This is a genomic window from Mycetocola sp. Y719, from assembly GCF_056713205.1.
In genome coordinates this window covers 619,831-643,588 of record NZ_JBWYGY010000002.1, presented here as the reverse complement: position 1 = coordinate 643,588, position 23,758 = coordinate 619,831, and the positions used below count along the sequence as shown (strand labels likewise).

Annotated in this window: 15 protein-coding genes and 1 other RNA gene; 11 read left to right on the top strand and 5 right to left on the bottom strand. The window is 67.2% G+C overall.

The window, feature by feature from the left end; all coding sequences use genetic code 11:
- Positions 1-85 precede the first annotated feature (85 nt).
- From ffs to AC1M0F_RS09310, 8 genes are all read left to right on the top strand, one after another.
- Positions 86-182, top strand: an RNA gene (ffs, locus tag AC1M0F_RS09345) — signal recognition particle sRNA small type.
- 277 nt (positions 183-459) lie between these two features.
- On the top strand, positions 460-4,002 hold the full coding sequence (locus tag AC1M0F_RS09340) for an endo-1,4-beta-xylanase (protein ID WP_480237955.1): 3,543 nt from the start codon (positions 460-462) through the stop codon (positions 4,000-4,002).
- Between the two features lie 155 nt (positions 4,003-4,157).
- A complete protein-coding gene (locus AC1M0F_RS09335; protein ID WP_480237954.1) occupies positions 4,158-6,632 on the top strand; it encodes a phosphoketolase family protein in 2,475 nt (824 codons plus the stop codon).
- Positions 6,633-6,703: 71 nt separating this feature from the next.
- Positions 6,704-8,818, top strand: coding sequence for a phosphate acetyltransferase (gene pta, locus AC1M0F_RS09330; RefSeq protein ID WP_480237953.1), 2,115 nt, complete (start codon positions 6,704-6,706; stop codon positions 8,816-8,818).
- Positions 8,815-10,035: an acetate/propionate family kinase gene (locus AC1M0F_RS09325; RefSeq protein ID WP_480237952.1), complete on the top strand. Its 1,221-nt coding sequence runs from the start codon at positions 8,815-8,817 to the stop codon at positions 10,033-10,035. Before pta ends, AC1M0F_RS09325 begins: the two co-directional genes overlap by 4 nt.
- Complete coding sequence (locus AC1M0F_RS09320; RefSeq protein ID WP_480237951.1) at positions 10,032-11,669, top strand: sensor histidine kinase; 1,638 nt, start codon at positions 10,032-10,034, stop codon at positions 11,667-11,669. Before AC1M0F_RS09325 ends, AC1M0F_RS09320 begins: the two co-directional genes overlap by 4 nt.
- Before the next feature lie 75 nt (positions 11,670-11,744).
- A complete protein-coding gene (locus tag AC1M0F_RS09315) occupies positions 11,745-12,425 on the top strand; it encodes an ArsR/SmtB family transcription factor (protein WP_480237950.1) in 681 nt (226 codons plus the stop codon).
- Positions 12,422-13,678 (top strand): MFS transporter, encoded by a 1,257-nt coding sequence (locus tag AC1M0F_RS09310; protein WP_480237949.1) that lies wholly within the window; start codon positions 12,422-12,424, stop codon positions 13,676-13,678. Before AC1M0F_RS09315 ends, AC1M0F_RS09310 begins: the two co-directional genes overlap by 4 nt.
- Positions 13,679-13,764: 86 nt before the next feature.
- Here the strand turns inward: AC1M0F_RS09310 and AC1M0F_RS09305 are convergent, their stop codons facing one another.
- From AC1M0F_RS09305 to AC1M0F_RS09285, 5 genes are all read right to left on the bottom strand, one after another.
- Entirely contained in the window at positions 13,765-14,841 is a 1,077-nt protein-coding gene (locus tag AC1M0F_RS09305; RefSeq protein ID WP_480237948.1) for an ABC transporter ATP-binding protein, read from the bottom strand.
- The gene (locus tag AC1M0F_RS09300) at positions 14,838-15,659 is read right to left on the bottom strand and encodes an ABC transporter permease (RefSeq protein WP_480237947.1); all 822 of its coding nucleotides are present in this window, start codon (positions 15,657-15,659) and stop codon (positions 14,838-14,840) included. The genes AC1M0F_RS09305 and AC1M0F_RS09300 overlap by 4 nt, the downstream gene beginning before the upstream one ends.
- Positions 15,656-16,492 (bottom strand): ABC transporter permease, encoded by an 837-nt coding sequence (locus AC1M0F_RS09295; protein WP_480237946.1) that lies wholly within the window; start codon positions 16,490-16,492, stop codon positions 15,656-15,658. Before AC1M0F_RS09295 ends, AC1M0F_RS09300 begins: the two co-directional genes overlap by 4 nt.
- A gap of 94 nt (positions 16,493-16,586) precedes the next feature.
- Positions 16,587-17,705: an ABC transporter substrate-binding protein gene (locus AC1M0F_RS09290; RefSeq protein WP_480237945.1), complete on the bottom strand. Its 1,119-nt coding sequence runs from the start codon at positions 17,703-17,705 to the stop codon at positions 16,587-16,589.
- A 234-nt stretch (positions 17,706-17,939) separates the two neighbouring features.
- Entirely contained in the window at positions 17,940-18,503 is a 564-nt protein-coding gene (locus AC1M0F_RS09285) for an endonuclease domain-containing protein (protein ID WP_480237944.1), read from the bottom strand.
- Positions 18,504-19,044: 541 nt separating this feature from the next.
- On the opposite strand from AC1M0F_RS09285, the gene AC1M0F_RS09280 reads away from it, so the two are divergent.
- From AC1M0F_RS09280 to AC1M0F_RS09270, 3 genes are all read left to right on the top strand, one after another.
- On the top strand, positions 19,045-21,603 hold the full coding sequence (locus tag AC1M0F_RS09280) for a DNA polymerase III subunit gamma and tau (RefSeq protein WP_480237943.1): 2,559 nt from the start codon (positions 19,045-19,047) through the stop codon (positions 21,601-21,603).
- A gap of 6 nt (positions 21,604-21,609) precedes the next feature.
- Positions 21,610-22,209, top strand: coding sequence for a recombination mediator RecR (gene recR / locus AC1M0F_RS09275; protein ID WP_480237942.1), 600 nt, complete (start codon positions 21,610-21,612; stop codon positions 22,207-22,209).
- A 159-nt stretch (positions 22,210-22,368) separates the two neighbouring features.
- Positions 22,369-23,637 (top strand): aspartate kinase, encoded by a 1,269-nt coding sequence (locus AC1M0F_RS09270; RefSeq protein ID WP_480237941.1) that lies wholly within the window; start codon positions 22,369-22,371, stop codon positions 23,635-23,637.
- Positions 23,638-23,758 lie beyond the last annotated feature (121 nt).

Sequence of the window (23,758 nt, the reverse complement as noted above, 5' to 3'; positions counted from 1 at the left end):
AGCTATCCTACCGTGCTTCGCGCGGACATCCGAACGCGTCGGTTTGCCCGCGGTCGCGAAGGCTTCAGGAGTCTGTAGAATGGATGCTGGCTCCTCGCGTGGCGCCATCCAGGCCAACTCCCCCAGGACGGAAACGTAGCAAGGGTAACCGGGCTCTGGCGGGTGCGCGAGGAGTCTTTTCTCGTTAACGGAGCCCAGGGCTCGCACGGAGCCGGGGATCCCGAGAGCCTCAGTGCTCCGCGCCGCCTCTCCCGTCGGACGCGAGGCCTCTCGTCACACGAACCGCCGCCCGTCAAGGGTATTTGTCGATCTTGACAACAAAAGTCGCACCCCCCTAGGATTCGAACCATTCGAGTGGTTTCGACGCAGGTGTCGAAACTTTCGAGCTTCTTCGGCATCACCCTGCAGTCGGCGGTCACGTCACCATGCAGTCTCGCTTTTCCCACGCAAAGGAGCGTTATGAGCGTCAGATCCATGTCCCGCACTCTCGTCATAGGAACGTTGGCGGCCGCGCTTCTCGTACCGGTTCTGACATCGCCGGCCGCGGCGGCAGAACCCGAAGTTCTCGCGTCCAGCGACTTCGAGGACAGCACGCTCGGAGGCTGGGAGTCGAGCGGCGGGCCTGCACTCACCTACGTCGATGACGGCGAGGGCGGCACCGCGCTGCGTGTCGGCGATCGCGCGAACGACTACAGCGGCATCCAGACCCCGACCGGGTTCTTCAGCGACCTCGAGCCGGGCGACACGCTCACCTTCACCATGAAGGCACGGCTTGCGGATGCCGCAGCGTCCCCTGTGGGCGTGCGCTTCGTGATGAAGCCCGCATACACGTGGATCGGCAACACCACGATGACAGCCGACGCCTGGACGACGGTCACCGGAACCCTCGACATCGCGGAGGGAACGGATGCTGCGGCGCTGCAGACCTACATCGGCACGGCCGACCTGCCCGGCGGCACGAGCTACAGCTACCTGCTCGACGATCTCTCGATCTCCGTACTCCGGGCGGAAGATCCGACAGATCCGACGGACCCCGGCGACTCGGACCTCTCCTCGCTCAACACCGGGTTCGAAGACGGACTCGGTACCTGGGTTCCGCGCGAGGACGCGAGCGGTGCGGCCTCCGTCATCGTGTCCACCGACGAGGCACACAGCGGCTCGCAGTCCGCGCTGATCTCGGAGCGTGTCTCCGAGGGCCAGGGAATCGGGCACGACGTGACCGGCATCCTGCTCCCCGGGCAGACCTACGAGGTATCCGCGTGGGTGAAGTTCGCCGCAGGCGAGACTCCCGGCGACGTCTGGCTGAGCCTCGCACGCACGACGGGAGGCTCGACCTCGTACGGAACGCTCGGCCAGTTCACCGGCATGTCGAACAGCTCCTGGGTACAGGTCACGCAGACGTTCCAGATGGGCGCAGCAGACGAAGCATTGCTCTACTTCGAGACCGCCTACAACGGCGGAAACACGTCGGCGTTCCTGGTCGATGACATCACCGTCACCGTGCCTGCCGCCGGTGAGGTCGAGGACCTCACCCCGATCAAGGACACCGTGGACTTCGCGAGCGGCGTCGCGATCGACAGCCGTGAAACCACAGGGACGGCCGCCGAGCTGCTCAACAAGCACTTCAACCAGGTCACCTCCGAGAACTACATGAAGCCGGAGGCCTGGTATGACGCCGACGGCGTCTTCACCCCGCACGCTGAGGCCGACACCCTGATGCAGTTCGCACAGGACAACGACCTCAGTGTCTACGGGCACACGCTCGTCTGGCACTCCCAGACCCCTGCCTGGTTCTTCCAGGACGACGCAGGAGCCGCCCTCACTGACAGCGATGCGGACCAGCAGATCCTTCGGGATCGCATGCGCGCGCACATCTTCGCGGTCGCCGAGCACCTCAGCGACACCTACGGCGAATTCGGGAGCGACACCAACCCGCTGTACGCATTCGACGTCGTCAACGAAGTGGTCTCAGACGGCAACGAGAACGCAGATGGCCTGCGTCGCAGCGAGTGGTTCCGTATCCTCGGCGAGGAGTTCATCGACCTCGCGTTCGAGTACGCCGATGAGGCGTTCAACGGCGAGTTCGCTGCCGCAGGCGCTGACCGCCCGGTGACGCTGTTCATCAACGACTACAACACCGAGCAGAGCGGCAAGCAGGCCCGCCTGCTCGCCCTCGTCGAGAGGATGCTGGAGCGCGGAACGCCGGTCGACGGTGTGGGACACCAGTTCCACGTGAGCCTGTCGACTCCGGTCGCCGCGCTCGAGACTGCGCTCGACGCGTTCACCGGACTCGGCCTCACGCAGGCTGTGACCGAACTCGACGTCACCACAGGTACGCCGGTGACCCAGGCGAAACTCGTCGAACAGGGGTACTTCTACCGCGACGCCTACCGGATCTTCCGCGACTACTCCGACGAGTTGTTCTCGGTCACGGTCTGGGGCCTCACCGACGGACGCAGCTGGCGCAACAGCTCAGGGGCGCCACTCGTGTTCACCGACTCGCTCGTCGCGAAGCCCGCGTACTACGGCATCGTCGACACGGAACTGCCCGCACGACTGCGCACCGCCAACGTCTTCCAGGGCGACGTTCCGCTCGACGGCGACGCAACGGATGCCATCGCGTGGCGTCAGCTGCCTCTGCAGGCCATCGAGCAGGACGCCGCGTTCCAGCTGCGCTGGCAGCCGGATCACCTGACCGTGTACGTCGAGGTGAACGACCCGACGACGGATGTCTCCGACGGCGTCGAGTTCGCCTGGGGCGACGAGACGGCGAGCGTCGGCCGTGACGGCAGCGGCGACGTCGATGGTGTCATCACCGAAACGGATGACGGCTACCGCATCGTCGCACACCTGCCCCTCGACGGAGCAGCCGAGGGCGACACGGTGGACTTCGACGTGCGGGTACAGAACGACGGCGCAACGGCGGGCTGGAACACCGAGGGTGCCATCGGCACCCTGACCCTGCTCGAGCCCCTCTCATACCAGGAAGTCGCTGAGACGGCCACGGCACCCGCGATCGACGGAGACCTCGACGAGTTGTGGGCAAGCGCAGGCACGGTCGAGACGACCAAGCAGGTCGAGGGAACGGCAGGAGCATCCGCGGTCTTCAGCACGCTGTGGCGCGACAACATGCTCTACCTGCTCGCCGAGGTCACCGATCCGACCGTCGACGTGTCTGGCTCAGACCCGTGGATCCAGGACTCGGTCGAGATCTACGTCGACGCAGGCAACTACAAGAACGGCTCGTACCGTTACGACGACACGCAGATCCGCATCAGTGCGGACAACGTCGTGTCGTTCGGAACCGGTGACGAAGCGTTCCAGCGTGCCAGGGTCGAGTCGGCGACGACGCGAACGGATGCCGGCTACCGCGTCGAGGTCGCCGTCAGCCTCCTCGAATCCGGTGGCGTCGGCTCGTTCCAGGGTCTCGACCTGCAGGTCAACGACGCATCGAACGGCGCTCGAACGGGCATCCGAAACTGGGCCGACCCGTCCGGAGCCGGCTACCAGTCGACCGCCCGGTGGGGTGTCGCCCAGCTGGTCTCTGCCGTCCAGGCATCCGAACCGCTGATCACGGTGACGCCAGGCAGCGTTGTCGCCGGCGGAACGGTCGACGTCGAACTCAGCGGCTTCGACGCTGACACCGAGATCGAACTGGCCTTGCGAGAGCCCACAGCGGAATTCGCACTGTTCGCGCTCGCCCTGCCGGCGGTGCTCGAGACAGTGACGACGGATGCCGACGGCAACGCATCGGTGCGGCTCACCATTCCGGCCGACACCGCGGCAGGGGCGTACGAGATCGCCGCGCTCCGGGACGGGGCCACGCTCGCTGCGGCATCCATCACGGTGACCGTCGCAGCGGGACCCGGTGCCGACCCGGCCGGAGACGATGACCTCGCGAGCACAGGATCCGACCTGGCCGGCTGGCTGTGGCTCGGGATCGTGCTGATGCTCGCCGGTGGCGTCCTGGTTCGCGCTCGCCGAGCAGCACAGGTCGCGTAACCGCCGCTGCTCCCTCGAGGGCATCCGTTTCGGTCGAAGGTTCCCGGTGTACCGGATGCCCTCGACCTGGGCGGATGCCCTCGTCGCATTATCACCCTCCACGCCGGGCCGTTCGGCCCTATCGGCCGCACGACTCGCGTCCCTAGGATGAGGCCATGGCAGCCCAGACGGACGACCCGACACCGACCATGACCACGGATGACGACCTGGCGGGCATCGATGCCTGGTGGAGGGCAGCGAACTACCTGTCGATCGGCCAGATCTACCTGCTCGACAACCCGCTGCTGCGCCAGCCGCTCGCGGTCGAGCACATCAAGCCGCGCCTGCTCGGCCACTGGGGCACCACTCCCGGCCTCAACTTCGTCTATGCGCACCTCAACCGCATCATCCGTGAGCGTGAACAGTCGATGCTCTACGTCGCCGGTCCTGGCCACGGTGGACCTGGCATGGTCGCGAACGCCTACCTCGAGGGCACATACTCCGAGGTCTACGCCCGGATCAGCCAGGACGAGGATGGCTTGCAGCGGTTGTTCCGCCAGTTCTCGTTCCCCGGCGGCATCCCGAGTCACGTCGCGCCCGAGACACCCGGGTCGATCCACGAGGGCGGCGAGCTCGGCTACGCGCTGAGCCACGCCTACGGTGCCGCGTTCGACAACCCCGACCTGATCGTAGCGGCTGTCGTCGGCGACGGAGAAGCCGAGACCGGCCCGCTCGCCACGAGCTGGCACTCGAACAAGTTCGTCGACCCGTTGCAGGACGGCGTCGTGCTGCCGATCCTGCACCTCAACGGCTACAAGATCGCCAACCCGACCATCCTCGCCCGCATCCCCGAAGAGGAACTTCTCGACCTCATGCGCGGGCACGGTCACAAGCCGCACATCGTCTCCGGCGGCTTCGACGGTGAGGACCCGATCCTCGTGCACGCGCGCATGGCCGCGACCCTCGACACCGTCATGGACGAGATCGCCGCGATCAAGCGCACAGCGGCCGAGCAGCAAGCGGCGGGTGAGGATGTCACCCGCCCCCGCTGGCCGATGATCATCCTGCGCACTCCGAAAGGCTGGACCTGCCCGGCCGAGATCGACGGACAGCCGGTGGAGAACACCTGGCGGGCGCACCAGGTTCCGCTCGCCAACGCGCGCGACACCGAGGCACACACCCGCATCCTCGAGGACTGGCTGAAGAGCTATCGGCCTGAGGAACTCTTCGGCGATGACGGTCGGCTGCACGAGGACATCGCCGCCCTCGCCCCGGCAGGCGACCTCCGGATGAGCGCCACCCCGCACGCCAACGGCGGGGTGCTGAGGCGCGACCTCGACCTCCCCGACTTCCGCGACTACGCCGTCGACGTGCCTGCGCCAGGCGCGACGACCGCTGAGGCGACGAAGGTGCTCGGCATCTGGCTCGCGGACGTCATCGCCGAGAACCCGGTCAACTTCCGCATCTTCGGACCGGATGAGACGGCTTCCAACCGGCTGGCTCCTTCTGTCTACGAACACACAGGCAAACAGTGGAACGCCGAGATCCTCCCCGTCGACACGAACCTGGCCCGCGCCGGCCGCGTGATGGAGGTGCTGAGCGAACACCAGTGCCAGGGCTGGCTCGAGGGCTACCTGCTGACCGGCAGACACGGCCTGTTCAACTGCTACGAGGCGTTCATCCACATCATCGACTCGATGTTCAACCAGCACGCCAAATGGCTGAAGACCACGCGTGAGATCCCGTGGCGCCGCCCGGTGTCGAGCCTGAACTACCTGCTCTCCAGCCACGTCTGGCGGCAGGACCACAACGGCTTCAGTCACCAGGACCCCGGATTCATCGACCACGTCGTCAACAAGAAGGCAGACGTCGTGCGGGTGTATCTGCCGCCGGACGCCAACACGCTGCTCTCCACCTACGACCACTGCCTGCGATCCGTGAACTACGTCAACGTCGTCGTAGCAGGCAAGCAGCCGCAGGCCAACTGGCTGACCATGGACGAGGCCGTCGCGCACTGCAGTCGAGGGCTCGGCATCTGGGACTGGGCGGGCACCGAGACCGAAGGCACCGATCCGGATGTCGTTCTCGCCTGCGCCGGAGACGTGCCGACCCTGGAGACGCTCGCAGCGGCATCCATCCTGCGTGAACGGCTGCCAGAGCTGTCTGTGCGCGTCGTCAACGTGGTCGACCTGATGCGGCTGCAGGACGAGCACGAGCACCCGCACGGACTCTCGGACACCGAGTACGACACCGTCTTCACGACCGACAAACCCGTGATATTCGCGTACCACGGCTACCCGTGGCTCATCCACCGGCTGGCCTACCGCCGCACCGGGCATGAGAACATGCACGTCCGCGGCTACAAGGAGGAGGGCACGACCACGACGCCGTTCGACATGGTCATGCTCAACGACCTCGACCGGTACCGGCTCGTCATCGACGTCATCGACCGGGTGCCGCAACTCGCGTCGACGTGTGCGGGGCTCCGCCAGGAGATGCAGGATGCCCGGCTCGCCGCCCGCCAGTACACGCGCGACCACGGCGAAGACATTCCCGAGGTCGCGAACTGGCAGTGGGCAGGTACCGGAGCAGGGGTTTCGCAGGAGGACGCGCAGGAACGGGTGGACGATACCGGCTCGGACAACGCCTGAGACCGGCGCCCCACAGATGACGACTGTCGCGGTGAGGGTCGTCGCCCGGGCGGGCAACGTATGGTGGACCCGTGGCGAAAAGCATTTACATCACGTCCGCCGAAGGGCACACCGGTAAGTCGACGATCGCGCTCGGCACCCTCGACACCCTCTCCCACCAGGTGCAGCGGGTGGGTGTGTTCCGTCCGATCGCCCGGTCGACCTCTGAGCGCGACTACGTCGTCGACCTCCTGCTCAGCCACGACAGCGTGGATCTCGACTACGACGAGTGCATCGGTGTGACCTACGACGCGGTGCACGTCGACGCGGACGCCGCCCTGTCGAACATCGTCGAGCGTTACAAGGCGGTCGAAGCGAAGTGTGACGCCGTCGTCATCCTCGGCTCCGACTACACCGACGTCGGAAGCCCGACCGAGCTCGGCTACAACGCTCGCATCGCCACCAACCTCGGTGCCCCCGTGCTTCTTGTGCTCGGTGGCCGCTCCAACCAGGGTTCGGGCGAACGCCTCGGCCAGGCCGACCCGCGTAGCCCTGAGCACATGGGCGACATCGCCGAACTCGCTCTTCTCGAACTCCGCAACGCGCATGCCACCCTCCTCGCCATCATCGCCAACAGGGTCGATCCTGCCCGACTCGCCGACGTCACAGCGGCGATCGAGAAGGCCGAGCCCGGTGTGCCGGTGTGGGCGATCCCAGAGGACCCGTACCTCATCGCCCCGAGCATGGAATCGATCATGACGGCGACAGACGGCGTGCTGCTCAAGGGTGATCCCGCCCTGCTCTCCCGCGAAGCGCTCGGCGTCGTGGTCGCGGGAATGGGCATGGTCAATGTGCTGCCGCGGCTGATCGAGGGAGCGGTGCTCGTCGTCGCAGGCGACCGCACCGAAGTGCTGCTCGCCGCCATGATGGCCCAGAGCTCAGGCACCTTCCCGTCGATCGCCGGGATCGTGCTCAACGGCGGGTTCGACCTGCCCGAACCCGTCGAGCAGCTGCTCGACGGCCTTCCCCAGACCCTGCCGATCATCAAGACCGGCCTCGGCACCTACGACACCATCGTCGCCATCACCAGGACCCGCGGGCGCCTGGCCGCCGATTCGCAGCGCAAGTACGACGCGGCACTGGCGCTCTACGAACAGCACGTCGATGCGACCGCTCTCCTCAACCGCCTCGAGGTGAGCCGCACTGCCGTCGTCACGCCGTTGATGTTCGAGTACGGGCTCCTCGAACGCGCCCGCGCGAACCGCAAGCACATCGTCCTGCCCGAGGGCGACGACGATCGCATCCTCCGCGCAGCGCACACCCTTCTCGCCCGTGGCGTCGCCGACCTGACGATCCTCGGTGAACCGTTCGAGGTCCGGTCCCGCGCCATCGAGCTCGGCCTGGACATCTCCGGAGCCGAGGTGCTCTCCTCCCACGATCCCGTCCTCGGGCTGAAGTTCGCCGAGGAGTACGCTCGGATCCGCGCGCACAAGGGCGTCACAGTCGACCAGGCCCGTGACCAGGTCTCCGACGTCTCGTACTTCGGCACGATGATGGTGCACCTCGGGCTGGCAGACGGCATGGTCTCCGGTGCTGCGCACACGACGGCGCACACCATCCGACCGGGGTTCGAGATCATCCGCACGAAGCCGGGCGTCAACGTCGTCTCTTCCGTGTTCCTCATGGCGTTGCAGGACCGCGTCCTCGTCTACGGCGACTGCGCCGTCATCCCCGATCCGGATGCCTCCCAGCTCGCCGACATCGCCATCTCGTCCACTGAGACCGCCGTGCAGTTCGGCATCGACCCGCGGGTCGCCATGCTCTCCTACTCGACGGGGGAGTCCGGTTCGGGCGTCGACGTCGAGAAGGTGCGAGACGCAACGGCGCTCGTGAGGTCCCGTCGCCCCGACCTGCTCGTGGAGGGTCCGATCCAGTACGACGCCGCTGCGGATGCCGCGGTCGGCGCGTCGAAGATGCCCGGTTCAGAAGTGGCCGGCCGCGCGACGGTCTTCATCTTCCCCGACCTGAACACCGGGAACAACACCTACAAGGCGGTTCAGCGTTCGGCAGGCGCCGTCGCCATCGGTCCGGTCCTGCAGGGCCTCAACAAACCGATCAACGACCTGTCGCGAGGAGCTCTGGTGCAGGACATCGTCAACACCGTCGCGATCACGGCGATCCAGGCGCAAGGCGAGACGCCCGCATGAGCGCCGTCCTCGTCGTCAACTCGGGTTCCTCGTCGTTCAAGTACCAGTTGATCGACATGGACACGGAGCAGATGCTCGCGACCGGCCTGGTCGAGCGGATCGGCGAGGACTCCGGCCACGCCGTGCACACCATCCCGTGGGACGACGTGCCGTCCGTCGACAGGTCCGATGCTCCCCAGACCACCGAGCGGGACCTCCCGATCCCGGATCACACGGCCGGGTTCAGAGTGATGCTCGACGCGTTCGCCGCCGACGGTCCGTCGCTTGACCGGCATCCGCTGATCGCCGTCGGGCACCGGGTCGTCCACGGCGGAAAGCGCTTCTTCGAGCCCACCCCGATCACCGACCTCGTGAGGATCAACATCGAGGAGCTCGCGGAACTCGCACCACTGCACAACCCGGCGAACCTCCAGGGGATCGAGGCCGCGCAGAAGGCGTTCCCCGACGTTCCGCACGTCGCCGTCTTCGACACCGCGTTCCACCAGACCCTGTCGCCCGCGGCATACAGCTATGCGATCGACGCGGCTCTCGCCAAGAAGCACCGGCTGCGCAAGTACGGTTTCCACGGCACATCGCACAAGTTCGTCTCCGAGGAGGCAGCAGCCTTCGTCGGGCGACCGCTCGCCGAGCTGAACCAGATCGTCCTCCACCTCGGCAACGGGGCGTCGGCATCGGCCATCGCCGGCGGCCGCTCGGTCGAGACCTCCATGGGGCTGACGCCGCTGGAGGGACTCGTCATGGGCACCAGGTCTGGTGACATCGACCCCGCGGTGCTCATCCACCTGCACCGTCGAACCGGAATGACGTTCGATGAGATCGACACCCTGCTCAACCGCAAGAGCGGCCTGCTCGGGATGAGCGGCGCCAACGACATGCGCGACGTCCTCAGCCGTGCCGCAGCGGGCGACGAAAACGCCCAGGTCGCCTTCGACGTCTACGTGCATCGGCTCAAGGGCTACGTCGGCAACTACATCGCGCAGCTCGGCCGGATCGACGTCATCACCTTCACTGCAGGGGTGGGGGAGAACGCCGCCGCCGTGCGCAAGGCCGCCCTGTCGGGGCTCGACGCCTTCGGCATCCGTCTCTCCGACGAACGCAACGAGGAGAAATCGCGGGATGCCCGCCGGATCTCCACCGACGACTCCGCCGTCACCGTGCTCGTCATCCCCACCAACGAAGAACTCGAGATCGCCCGGCAGACGATGTCCGTCTTATGAGAAGGTCAACGGCCGCCGTGCTGGGAACGCGATGGTTCGGCTACCGGGCCGAAGTCGCGACCCAGCTCGCCGCCGTCGTGATCGTGGTCGTCTCCATCGCCATCGCGCTCGTCGTGGATACGGCACCCTTGCGGACCGTCGCATTCGCCATAGCGAGCAGCCTGATGATCGTGGCGACGGTACTGGCCGCCATCCTCGGCCGAACCGACTCTGACTGGCTCCTGGCGGTCCCCGTTCTCGACATGATCGCGCTCATCGTGATGCAGCAGGTTCCCGAGCACCATGTCCACGCGCTGAGCATTCTTGCGATCCTCCCCGCTCTCTGGCTGGGTCTGTCCGGCCGCCCGGTCTTCGCCGGGCTGGCCGTTCTGCTCTCCCTGGGGCTGGTCGAGGTGGCCGGTGTGGGCGAGCTGGATTCGATGGATCTCGAGCACGCCCTGCGGAACTTTCTCACGCCGGCCGTTGTGAGCATCGCAGCAGCCAGTACTTTCGTCGCGTCGCGTCGCGCCGCAGCGAGCATCCGTTCGCTCATCGAGCAGGAACGGGAGACGGCCGCATCACTCGCCCGGGAGAAACGCACCTCCGAACTTCTCGACGCCATGCTCGATGCCGTCGACATCGGAATCCTCGCCTATGACGCCGAAGGCAACCAGATCCTCGCGAACCGTTCGGTCCTCAGCCATCCGGTGATCGTCAACACCGGACTCACCCCCCTCGAGCTCGACCAGCAGGGATACATGCTGCAGGAGGACAGAGTCACGTCGCTCCCTGACGGGCAGGGGTTCGTCACCCGGGCGCTCAGGGGCGATGAATACTCCAACCAGATCATCTGGATCAGCGCCCCCGGTACCCGGCAACACGCCGTTGCGGCATCCGCGCGGCCGCTGCACGATACCGATGGCCGCTTCGCCGGAACGGTGATCGCCATCGACGACGTCACGGCGTATCTCGAGACGATCGCGGCGAAGGACGAGTTCGTCGGATCCGTGTCGCACGAGTTCAGAACCCCGCTTGCGTCGATCCTCGGCTACCTCGAACTCGTTCTCGAAGAGCCTGAACGGCTGCCGGACGACGTCCGCCAGCACCTCGGCGTGGTCGAAAGGAACGCCGACCGGCTCCAGCGACTCGTCCTCGATCTTCTGGAGGCAGCCAGCCGGAAGCGCGAAGCCGTTCGCCTGCAGCGGCAGTCGACGGATGTCGTCGCCCTGTGCGCTGCTGTGCTCGAGCGATGCCGGACGGCCGCTGAGAAGGCGGGCGTCCAGTTCGCCCTCGATGCGTCCGCACCCGTGATCGCGGTGATCGACCCGAAGCGGATCAGTCAGGCCATCGACAGTCTCGTCTCGAACGCCATGAAGTTCAGTCCGTTCGGAGGGCAGGTCCGCCTGACCGTGACGTCCGACGGAGAGAACGTCACGATCACCGTGACCGACAACGGCATCGGGGTGCCGTCCGAGGAACTCGAGGCAATGACCTCGCCCTTCTATCGCGCCGGCACCATCGGTGAACACTTTCCGGGAGTCGGGCTCGCTCTCACGGTGACGAAGGCGATCGTCGAGGAGCACCGCGGGTCACTGTCGTTCGAAAGCACTGAAGGCCGGGGGACCACCGTGACGGTGAGGCTGGCGGTTCGGTAGTAACGAGCGCATGTTGTTTGCGAAAAGTCCACAAGAAACATTGCACAAGACTTCTTGTGCAACTATCGTGAAGGCATGGCCACCCCACTTCCACCCGTCCGCGCGCTGACCGATCCGCGGGCGATGCGCGCACTGGCGCATCCGTTACGTGTGAGACTGCTGGGTGAACTCCGCGTCTCGGGGCCGCAGTCGGTCGGGATGCTCGCCGACATCTTCGACGAGGCACCCGGGTCGATCAGCTACCACATCGGGGTTCTCGCCCGGTCGGATTTCGTCGTCGAAGCCCCGGAGAATGCGCGGGATGCGCGCGAGCGCTGGTGGCGGGCGGCCCAGTCGCACACGCGCTACGAACCCAGTCGGCTCAATGCCGACCCGGACACCCGGGTCGCGAGCGCGGCGATGCGTCACACGTTCCTGCAGTCCCAGGCCGCCGAGCTCGCCGAGTACATCGACCTGGAACCGACCCTCGAGCCGGAGTGGGTGGCAGCAGCGACGACCGGTGACACGGTGAGCTTCCTCACGCCAGACGAGCTACGCGAACTCGCCGACGAGCTCGAAGCGCTCGCGCGCCGCTGGGAGGCACGGAGTCGCCCGGATGCCGCAGGAGCACGCCCGTCCCGCTTCATGTACAGCGCGTTCGTCCGTCCGCGGCCCGCGCAGACCAGCGCCGACTCCTCCAGCGACGCGACCGGGCACGCAGAAGCCGGCGCGGCATCCGCTCGCCCCGATGGGCACCGACCTCAGGACCCCGCGTGACCACCGCAGTCGGAACGACCCACCGCACGCCGCTCGTCGGGCTGCTCGCTGCCGAACTCATCTCGAAGGCGGGCAACGCGATCACGATGGTGGCCGTCCCGTTGTACGTGCTCGGAACGACTGATTCGCCCGTGGCGACCGGCGTGGCCGGGGTCTTCGCCACCGTCCCGGTCGTCGTCGGGGGTGCCCTCGGCGGTGCGGTGATCGACAGGTTCGGCTACCGGACGGCGAGCATCCTCGCCGATCTCGCCAGTGGGCTCACCGTGCTGGCCATCCCTGTCTTCGCCCTGACGAGCGGGCTGCCGTTCTGGCTGCTCCTCCTGCTCGTGTTCCTCAGCGGCCTCCTCGACACCCCGGGCGACACGGCGAAGGCGGTGCTGCTTCCCGGGCTCGCCGAGCGGGGCCGTGTGCCGCTGGCGCGGGCGGCCGGGGCGCAGTCCGCCGTGCAGAGGAGCGCGTCGATGATCGGGGCCGCGACCGCTGGCATCCTCGTGGCGCTCGCAGGGGCGACGAACTCGCTGCTGGTCAACGCGGCGACCTTCGCGGTCTCCGCGTTGCTTGTCGCGCTCTGCATCCCACGAAAGGTGGCCAGGCCCCTGCGGGAGGAATCGGACGGGACCTACTGGCAGGAGCTCTCGGACGGCTTCCGGTTCCTGTCGAAGCAGCCGCTGTTGCGCAGCGTCGTGTTGCTCGTCATGGTGACGAACGCGATCGACATCGCCGGCCTGACGGTGATCAAGCCGGTCTATGCCACAGCGAACTCCGAATCGGGCGCGCTGCTCGGATTCATGGTCGGATGCTTCGCCGGTGGCGCCCTGGCCGGCTCGACCCTGTTCGCGGTCTGGGGGCACCGTCTGGCCGGACGGGGGCTGTTCGTCTTCTCGTTCTTCTGCGCGGGGGTGCCGCCGTACGTCGCGATGTTCCTCGATGTCCCTGTGCCGGTGCTGCTCCTCGTGTTCGGGCTGTCAGGACTCGCGGCCGGTGCGATCAACCCGATGCTGTCGACCGCGATGTACGGGCTGACGCCCGAGCGGATGCGCGCGCGGGTCTTCGGCGTGACGACAGCGGGGGTGGCCGCGGCGATGCCGCTCGGGAGTTTCGTCGCCGGGCTGGCCATCGCAGGGATCGGGTTCGGGCCGACCGTACTGGCCTGCGCCGTGCTCTATGCGGTGCTGACGCTGCTGCCGCTGTGGGGCAAGCGCTGGGAGGGCCTCGATGCGGCGCGGGCGGAGCCGGCTGCGGCTGCGGCCTAGGTTTCGGGAGGAAAATCCGGGGGTCGATCGTCCATACGTGGACAGGCCCCCTGCTTTTCCTCCCGAAACCCGCGCGCCCCGAGAGTTCAGGTCAGCGGTGCCTGCACTGCTGTCAGGTCGGCGGCGGTGATCGTCAACTCCACCTCGTCGCCGAGACCGAAGGACTGCGAGGCGGCGTGCTGGGTCACGACCTGCTGTGCTTCGACGAGAACGATCGTGCGCCGGAAGCTCCCGTGGAAACTCGAGCCGACGACGGTGCCGCTGCCCTGCCCGGCACGCTGGATGGCCCTGATGCCGATGTCCTCCGGGCGGACGAAGCAGAGAACGCTCCCGTTCAGGCCAGGGGTGCGCGATGGCAGATCCTGGCCGAAGATCTGTATCCGCCCACCGGATGCCGTTCCCTCCAGCCGGTTGCTCTGGCCGACGAAGTCCGCCACGAACGCCGTGGCGGGGCGCGAGTAGAGCTCCTCTGGCGTTCCGATCTGCTCGATGCGCCCCTCCCGCATCACCGCGACACGATCGGCGACGGCGAGCGCTTCGTCCTGGTCATGCGTGACGAAGAGTGTGGTGATGCCGAGCTCCTGCTGGATGCGGCGGATCTCGTCTCGCAACTGCACCCGCACCTTCGCGTCGAGAGCCGACAGCGGCTCATCGAGCAGCAGCACCCGCGGTCGGGTCACGAGTGCCCGCGCCAGCGCCACCCGCTGCTGTTGCCCGCCGGACAGTTGGTGGGCATACCGGGCGCCGCGGCTCCCGAGTCCGACCAGGTCGAGCGTTTCGGCGGCGAGCCGACGTCGCTCGGCGACCGGGACACGTCGCATCCGCAACCCGAACTCCACGTTCTCGATCGCCGTCATGTGCGGGAACAGCGAATAGGACTGGAACACCATGCCCATGTCGCGACGGTTCACCGGCATTCGTGAGATGTCGGTCCCGTCGACGGTCACCGTTCCGGACGAGACGGTCTCGAGCCCCGCGAGGGAACGAAGGGCCGTCGTCTTGCCGCAGCCGCTCGGCCCGAGCAGGGCGACGAATTCACCGGGTGCGATGCTCAGATCGAGCCCATCCAGCGCGCGGTGGACGCCGTACTGCTTCACCACGGATCGGAACTCGACTGCGGTGCCGGGGCGTGCCAGTGCGGATGCTGCGTCTGTCGACGTCACGATGTTGTCCTGTTCTGCGGGTGGCCGGCGCCGACCCGGCCGATGACGGCGAGGAGGACGAAGGCGAAGATGAGGGAGAGAAGGGAGAGGATGACCGCGGTGTACGGGTCGCTCTTCGACGCCTGCACGAGAGCGGTCTGCAGGTTCTGCCGGTTCAGCAGAGACGCGATCGTGTACTCACCGAGCACGACGGCGATGCTGATCACCGACGCGGCGAGGAGGCCACGGCGGAGCCCGGGAACGATCACCCGGACGATGACCGTTCCCCACGGGGCGCCGAGCGTGCGGGCGGCCTCCGTCAGGGTGGCGAGGTCGATCGCCTGCAGGTTGGACTGGATCGCTCGGTAGGCGAAGGGCAGCACGAGGATCCCGTAGGCGAACGCGAGAGTCCAGGCGCCGCTCCCGAAGACGCCGGCGATCACCGAGTACACCGGCGCGAGACCGACGACGAGGGCGATGGCGGGCACGGTGATCGGCAGCAGGCAGATCAGTTCCAGCGCACGTCGCAGTTTCGGGAACTGCAACTGCACCAGGATCATCGTCGGAACGAGCAGGGCGAGCATCACCAGCACGGTGAGAACCGCAAGGACGAGCGAATTCAGGATGCCGGTGAACAGCGTCCGGTATTTGCGTTCGTTCTCCGGGTCGACCAGCGCCAGCCAGTGCTCGAAGCCGTATCCGCCTGCGACACCGCGCAGCGTGAATTCGACCATCGAGACGAGCGGGATCGCGAAGACCAGCCCGAACGTGACGAGGATCACGACGGTGGCGAGGCGGCCGGGCCGGTCGCCGAGTCGCTGGGTGCCTGCGCGGCTCATCGCTGCCACCTCTCGGTCTTGCGGGCGAGCGCCGAATACACGGCCATGAGCACGGCCATGACCACGATCATTCCGAGCGCGAGGGAGCCGGCGAGGTTCTCGCGGCCGAGCACGGTCTCGCTGATCAGGGCACCGCGGATCTGCAGCGGCACGATCTGCGCACCCTGGCTGATCAGCGCGGCTGCAGTGGCGTAGGAGGAGAACGCGTTGGCGAAGAGGAGGACGAGTCCGCCGAAGAACGACGGGGCGAGGATCGGACCGGCGATCCGCGTCCAGTAGGTGATGGTGCCGCCGCCGAGGGTGGCGTTGGCCTCGGCCCACTGGGCTTTGAGACCGTCGACCGCGGGCAGGAAGGTGATCACCATGAGCGGCACCTGGAAGTAAAGATAGGGGAGGACGAGCCCGGGCACCTGGTAGAGCCACACACCGTCGGCGAAGATGTCGATGCCGAACCGGTCGCGGAGAAGAACGGTGACGACACCCTGGATGCCGATGGTTGCGATGAACGCGAAGGCGAGCATCACTCCGCCGAACTGGGCCAGCACACCGGAAATCGCGTCGACAGCTGTCCGGATCCGACCATCGGCCGTAAGACCGCTGAGTGCGTAACAGACCAGCGCTCCGAGGACGGCGCCGGACAGCGCCGTGATTCCCGAGATCGCGAACGAGGCGCCGAACGTGGTGAGGATCACCGGGTCGGCGAGCGCGGTCAGGTTGTCGAGGGTGAACTCGCCGTCGGAGTTGGTGAAGCCCGTGGCCACGGCGAGGACGACCGGGAGGACGAGCATCAGCAACACATAGAGAGCGAAGGGCGTGAGCCCGAGGTATTTCATGACGGATGCCTTCAGCCGGCGTAAGAGGACGCCGGATCGCAGATGAACGCGCCGGGACCGTGAGCCGGTCCCGGCGCGTGTCGACAGGGTCGGACTATCCCAGGACGGTCGCCCACTGCTCGGCGAGGAGCGCGTTCGCGGCATCCGTCTGCGCGGTGTCGGGGGAGAGGAGCTCCTCCGGTGCGCTGCCTGCTGTCTCGGCAGCGGCGGAGTCGACCGTTCCAGCCTCTTCCATCGCCGCGAGGCGGACCGGGTAAGCGCCGGCCTCGAGGTAGAGGTTCTGGGCCTCGTCGCTGAAGATGAACTCCTGCCATAGGCGGGCGGCGGCCGGGTTCGGCGCGTCGACGTTCACGGCCTGGTTGTAGTACGCGCCGTAGGAGGGGCCCTCGAGGACGACGGTCTTCCAGCTCGGAACGTTCTGGGCCTCGGCCAGGTTGTTGTAGCTCCAGTCGAAGACGACGGCGGTCTCACCGGATGCGATCGTCGCCGGCGTCGGGTCGAGGGGCAGGAAGTTGCCCTCGGCGTTGAGTTCGGCGAAGAAGTCGATTCCCGGCTGGAAGTCGTCGACGGTGCCTCCGGACTGGATCGCCGCGAGGCCGACGGCGGCGAAGGCCGCGCCCGCCTGCGTGGGGTCGCCGTTGATGGCGACCTTGCCCTTGTACTCGGAGCCGAGCAGGTCGTCGAGTGACTCGGGGGCGTCGACGAGGTCTTCGTTGTAGCCGATGGACATCAGACCGGTGTAGTCATTGACCCAGAGGCCGGTCTCTTCCTTGTTCTCGGCCGGGATGTCATCCCAGGTCTCGACCTGGTACGGCGCGAACTGGTCGGTGGATTCGAGGGCGACGGCCGTGCCGAGGTCGAAGACATCAGGCGCGGTGTCCTGTCCCTTGAGGTTTTCGGCTGCGGTGATCTCTTCGGCGCTCGAGACGTCGGGGTCGGCCGAGTTCACGGTGATGTCGTACTTCTCCTCGAATGCGGTGATGATCTTGCCGTAGTTGGCCCAGTTCTCGGGCAGCGCGATGACGTTGAGTTCGCCTTCGGCCTGTGCGGCGGCGACGAGCCCTTCGAGCCCACCGAAGTCCTCGGCGCTGGTGGCCGCTGTCGCGTCGACGTCCGGGTCGGTGCCGGATGCCGGCGACGCCGCGCATCCGCTCAGAAGAAGAGCCGAGGCCGCGAGAGCGGTGCCGGCGAAGATAAGTCGTGATCGGGACACAATTTCCTCCAGGGAGCGCGGGTCGTCCTGCTGTGGACGAATGGGGGCCGCGCGTCTGTGAGGCTAGGAGCGGCCGGAGGCCGGGCGGTGAACTGACGATGAATGGGGGGCTGCTCGGCGCTGAACTCGGCCGCCGCTGCCGCACACGTGCCCGTTTCGGGAGGAAAATCGAGGGGTCGATCGCCCATATCTCGGCGGGCCCCTGATTTTCCTCCCGAAACTCAGCGTGGCGGGTCAGCCGACCAGCCCGGCGCGGATGTGTCGCGCTGCCCACAGGTGCTCCCGGCGGGAGACGTAGCCGTGGATCACGGATTCCACCTCGGCCCAGCGGTACATGACCATGGCGTACGTGACGCGGATGACGATGTAGCCCAATCGGTGGAGCACGAGATCCCGTTCTCGATCCTTCACGGCTGCGTCGCCGGTATGGAATTCCAGGCCGTCTGTCTCGATGATCAGGCGGTCTCCGATCAGGATGTCGACCCGGCCGACCTCGGGAATTCTTGCCTGGGTTCGGTAGCGCAGGCCGCGACGCCCGAGTCTCAGCCGGACTTTCGTCTCGAGGCCGGACTCGCAGGTGCCGTCGACACAGTCGAGGAGCGGCCAGTATTTCCGCGGCACCCGCGATCGCAAGTCGCTGAGGTCGGAGGGTCTGATCACGCGACGGTTGAGTGCGGAGTCGATGGCGACGATGACGTTCTCGGCGGTCTGGCATCCGAATTGATCGACAAGCGAATCGACGACTGACGACAGCGGTGGGCCATCGGTCTGTCCCGCGGGGCGGGAGTAGTGCGTCACTATCCCATTGCCTGGCCTTGGCGCGTGACCCGAGTTCACGGGCACGGCGATGTGAGTTCTGTGGTCGTCGACGCACCACACCCCTGCTCTCCTGAGGGCAGTGACACACGTGATCCTTCCACCGAGGGAGCAGGCTCGGAGGAGTAGCGGGTCTGCGCCGGGAAGTGCGTACCAGCCGCGTCTCGGTCGAAGGAGCAGACCGTCCGCTACGAGACGCTGCAGGCGAGTGCGTTTCGCACCATCCGACTCCAACACGGACAGATGAGCGATGCCGCCGCGGCGCTCGAGGAGGTTGAATTCGTCAATCACGCCCACGATCGTGGTCCGGGATCGCGTCGTGCAGTGGCCAGACGGCAAAGTGGTGGACAACTCGCGTGACCTCGAGGCCTGTGGATAATCCCGGGCCATGGTTTCAGGAGGAAAATCGAGGGGTCAATCGACAATATGTAGACGGGCCCCTCGATTTTCCTCCCGAAGTTTCGGCGGCCGGGCGCCGACCCCGCCCACCCGCGGTGTCAGCGGCGGCGACTACGATAAGGGGGTGGTTACAGCCCTGTATCGCCGTTACCGGCCAGAGTCCTTTGCCGAGCTGATCGGTCAGTCTCAGGTGACCGATCCACTGATGACGGCCCTGCGCACCAACCGGGTCAACCACGCCTATCTGTTCAGCGGCCCGCGTGGCTGCGGCAAGACGACCTCGGCCCGCATCCTGGCGCGCTGCCTCAACTGCGTCGAGGGCCCGACCGACACCCCCTGCGGTGTGTGCCCGAGCTGCGTCGAACTCAGCCGTGACGGCGGCGGATCCCTCGACGTCGTCGAGATCGACGCCGCCAGCCACAACGGAGTCGACGACGCCCGCGACCTCCGCGAACGCGCCATCTTCGCCCCGGCCCGTGACCGCTACAAGATCTTCATCCTCGACGAGGCACACATGGTCACCCCGCAGGGCTTCAACGCCCTGCTGAAGATCGTCGAAGAGCCGCCGGAGCACATCAAGTTCATCTTCGCCACGACCGAGCCAGACAAGGTCATCGGCACGATCCGTTCCCGTACGCACCACTACCCGTTCCGGCTGATCCCGCCGGCCCAGATGCTCGAGTACGTGCAGACACTCTGCGAGTCCGAAAAGGTCCAGGTCGAGCCGGGCGTGCTGCCGCTCGTGGTCCGCGCCGGCGGCGGGTCCGCCCGCGACACCCTCTCGCTCCTCGACCAACTCATGGCAGGTTCCGAAGGCGACACCGTCGACTACGAACGCGCCGTCGCCCTCCTCGGCTACACCCACTCTGCGCTGCTCGACGAGGTCATCGACGCACTCTCCGCCCGGGATGCCGGCGCGGCATTCTCCGCGGTCGACCGCGTCATCCAGACCGGCCAGGACCCCCGCCGCTTCGTCGACGACCTCCTCGAACGCCTGCGCGACCTCATCGTCGTCGGCGCGACCGGGGGAGAGGCGGCATCCGTTCTCCGCGGCATCCCCCAGGACGAACTCGATCACATGGCGGTCCAGGCCACCGGTTTCGGCCAGGCCGAACTCAGCCGCACGGCCGACATCGTCAACACCGCCCTCAGCGAGATGACCGGCGCGACCTCGCCACGCCTCCACCTCGAACTCATGGTGGCGCGCGTGCTCGTCCCCTCGATGGACGACTCCGCCCGCGGCGCCCTGGCCCGCGTCGAGCGACTTGAACGCCGTGTCGGCATGTCGGATGCCGCTTCGCCGGCCGCCGCTCCGACGGATGCCGCCGCTCAGCAAAGCCCCTCCACCCGGCGCTCGTTCGACGCACCGGCCGCACCTCCTCAGCAGGCGCCGCAGCAGGCGCCCGCGCCTGTCCGTCCGCCCGCCGCTTCCCCGGCCACTCCGCCGGCTCCCGCGGAGCGCCCCGCTGCCGAGAGCGCGGCTCCTCCTGCACCTCCTGTGACGGTGAAGCCGATCGGGCCGGTCAGCCTCCAGCAGCTGCGCGACTCCTGGCCCGAGATCCTCGAGCGCGTCGCAGCGGCCAAGCGGTCGGCCTGGCTCGTGGCGCAGACGGCATCCGTTCGCGCGTTCAGCGATGACGCCGTCCTGCGCCTGAGCTTCCCCAGCGCCAAAGACGTCGAGGACTTCAAACACCTCAACGCCGGCGACGGCGTCAGCACGATGGTGCGACAGGCGATCCTCGACGTGCTCGGCGTGACCGTCAAGTTCATCGCGCACGTCGATGCCCCAGGCGACACGGATGCTCCGCGCGACTCCGCCCCGAAGGCGCCCGACGCAGGGGGCGCACCGAAGGCGCCGTCCCCCGTCGGCTCGTCCTCGCCCGCGGCGCCGTCAGCGCCCGACGCGCCGTCGTCGACCGTCGCCTCACCCACACCAACCGCCTCGACCAGCGCCCGCCCGGCCGACGGCCCAGCGGCGTCCGTTCGGCCGAGCCCAGCGCCGACGGCAGAAGCAGCGGCAGCACCGCGTCCCGCGTCGCGTCCCGCAGATGCCGCCGTCCGCCCGGCGAGCAGCCCCGCAGCACCCGCGTCCGGCGGAGCATCCACCGCAGTGGCCGCGCCCGCAGCGGGAGGCTGGCACGTCGTTGCGATCCCGACCTCCGACCCGACCGCCCCCGCCGCCGAGGTGTCCGCCCCGGCTTTGGCGGCACCCGCACGCCAGGCAACCGCGACAGCGGTCTCGGACCTCACCCCGCCAGACGACTTCGACGCACCGCCGCCAGACGACGAGCCGCCGTACCCGGACCCGCAGCACGACCCGGGCTACAGCGAACCCGTCGCGATCGGCGACGTTCCGACCGTGATCCCTCCCGGCCGGTTCTCGCCAGTGGCTCCCGCGTCCGGCGCGCCGTCGACGGGTGCACCGGCAGCACCGGCGTCGAACCCGGCCGCAGCAGCACACCCGACCGGCCCTCCCGCGAACCAGCCCGCCCCGCCCGAGCGGGGTGCCGAGTCCCGCCCGGTTGCCCCACAGGCATCCGCTCCCGCCGCTCCCCGCGGGCGACAGACTTCGCACCCGGCGGCCTCGACACGCTACGGCGAATCCGTGGTGCGCGAACTCCTCGGCGCGAGCTTCATCGAGGAACAGCCGCACACGCCGCCGACCCGATTCAACAGAGACTAGACCCGCATGTATGAAGGCATTGTCCAGGAACTGATCGACGAATTCGGTCGTCTGCCCGGCATCGGACCCAAGTCCGCCCAGCGGATCGCGTTCCACATCCTGCAGACCGAGACCTTCGACGTCTCCAGGCTGGCCGAGCTGCTCACCGAGGTGCGCGAGAAGGTGCACTTCTGTGAGATCTGCGGAAACGTCGCCGAACAGCCCACCTGCTCGATCTGCCGTGACCCGCGCCGCAACCCGGCGAGCATCTGCGTGGTCGAGGAGGCGAAGGATGTCGTCGCAATCGAACGCACCCGCGAGTTCCGTGGTCTGTACCACGTGCTCGGCGGGGCCATCAGTCCGATCGACGGCATCGGCCCCGACGATCTCCGCATCCGCCAGCTCATGCAGCGGCTGGCAGACGGCGTCGTCCAGGAAGTCATCATCGCCACAGACCCGAACCTCGAGGGCGAGGCGACGGCGACGTACCTCAGCCGCCTGCTGACCGTGCTCGAGATCAAGGTCACGCGGCTCGCATCCGGACTTCCGGTCGGCGGAGACCTCGAGTACGCCGACGAGGTCACTCTCGGTCGTGCGTTCGAAGGCCGCACCGTCGTCAAGCGCTGATCCGGCGCAGGCATCCCGCCGGGCCACGTGCGCCAGACCGCCGACGGATGCCGCGCGGCCGTGACGCGCGACGGCATCCGTCACATAGCAGGGCCGGCATGCATCCGGCTTTAGAATAGGGAGTCGGGCATCGCCCGATCGACCCCACCAGGAGTATCCGTGAGCCTTATCGTGCAGAAGTTCGGCGGTTCATCCGTCGCGGACGCCGAGAGCATCAAGCGCGTCGCCAAGCGCGTCGTCGAGTCGCACAAGGCCGGCAACGAGGTCGTCGTCGTCGTGTCAGCCATGGGCGACACCACCGACGAACTGCTCGACCTCGCCGCTGCCGTCTCGCCGCTCCCGCCCGAACCACGCGAACTCGACCTGCTGCTCTCCAGCGGTGAGCGCATCTCGATGTCGCTGCTGGCCATGGCGATCAAGAACCTCGGCGTCCCGTCGCGCTCGTACACGGGTCTTCAGGCCGGCATGCGAACCGACAAGCACTACGGCGCCGCCCGCATCATCGACGTCAACCCGGTCCGCGTGCGTAAGGCACTCGACCTCGGTGCCATCGTCATCGTGGCCGGATTCCAGGGCTTCAACGACGAGACCGAAGACATCACCACACTCGGTCGGGGTGGGTCAGACACGACCGCGGTCGCACTGGCTGCAGCGCTCAAAGCGGATGTCTGCGAGATCTACACGGATGTCGACGGAATCTTCACGTCTGACCCCCGCGTCGTTCCCCGCGCCCAGAAGATCGACACGATCACGAGCGAAGAGATGCTCGAGCTCGCGGCCAACGGGGCCAAGGTGCTCTATATTCGCGCAGTGGAATACGCCCGCAGGCACGGTGTGACCCTCCACGTGCGATCATCGTTCAACAACAACGAGGGAACCCTCGTCATCAACCCGAAAGAGGGCGAAGAGATGGAACACCCCATCGTCACCGGTGTCGCAATCGACCTCACCGAAGCCAAGATCACCGTCGTCGGCGTTCCCGACGTGCCGGGCAAGGCCGCCCAGATCTTCAAGATCATCGCCTCGACCGACGCCAACGTCGACATCATCGTCCAGAACGTGTCGGCAGCAGCAACCGGTCTCACCGACATCTCGTTCACCCTGCCGCAGGACGAAGCGCACAAGGTGCTCACCGCCCTGCTCGAGCAGCGCGAAGATGTCGGGTTCGAATCGCTGCAGCACGACGACCAGATCGGCAAGCTCGTGCTCGTCGGTGCGGGAATGAAAGCCAACACGGGTGTGTCCGCGCGCCTGTTCGAAGCGCTGCACCTCGCCGGGATCAACATCGAGATGATCTCGACCAGTGAGATCCGGATCTCGGTGATCACGCGGGCAGACAACGTCAAGGAGGCCGCGCGCGTCGTCCACGCCGCGTTCGACCTCGACAGCGACGAAGAAGCCGTCGTCCACGGCGGCACCGGCCGCTGACGCTGTACCCAGCTGCGGAGATTCTCCGCACGACGGCCTGAAATCGCCGTTTCAGCAAGAGTTTGGGACAATTGTCCGAAGTTGAGCACGGGCCGCCCCGCCCGGACGCACGGAAGAGAGA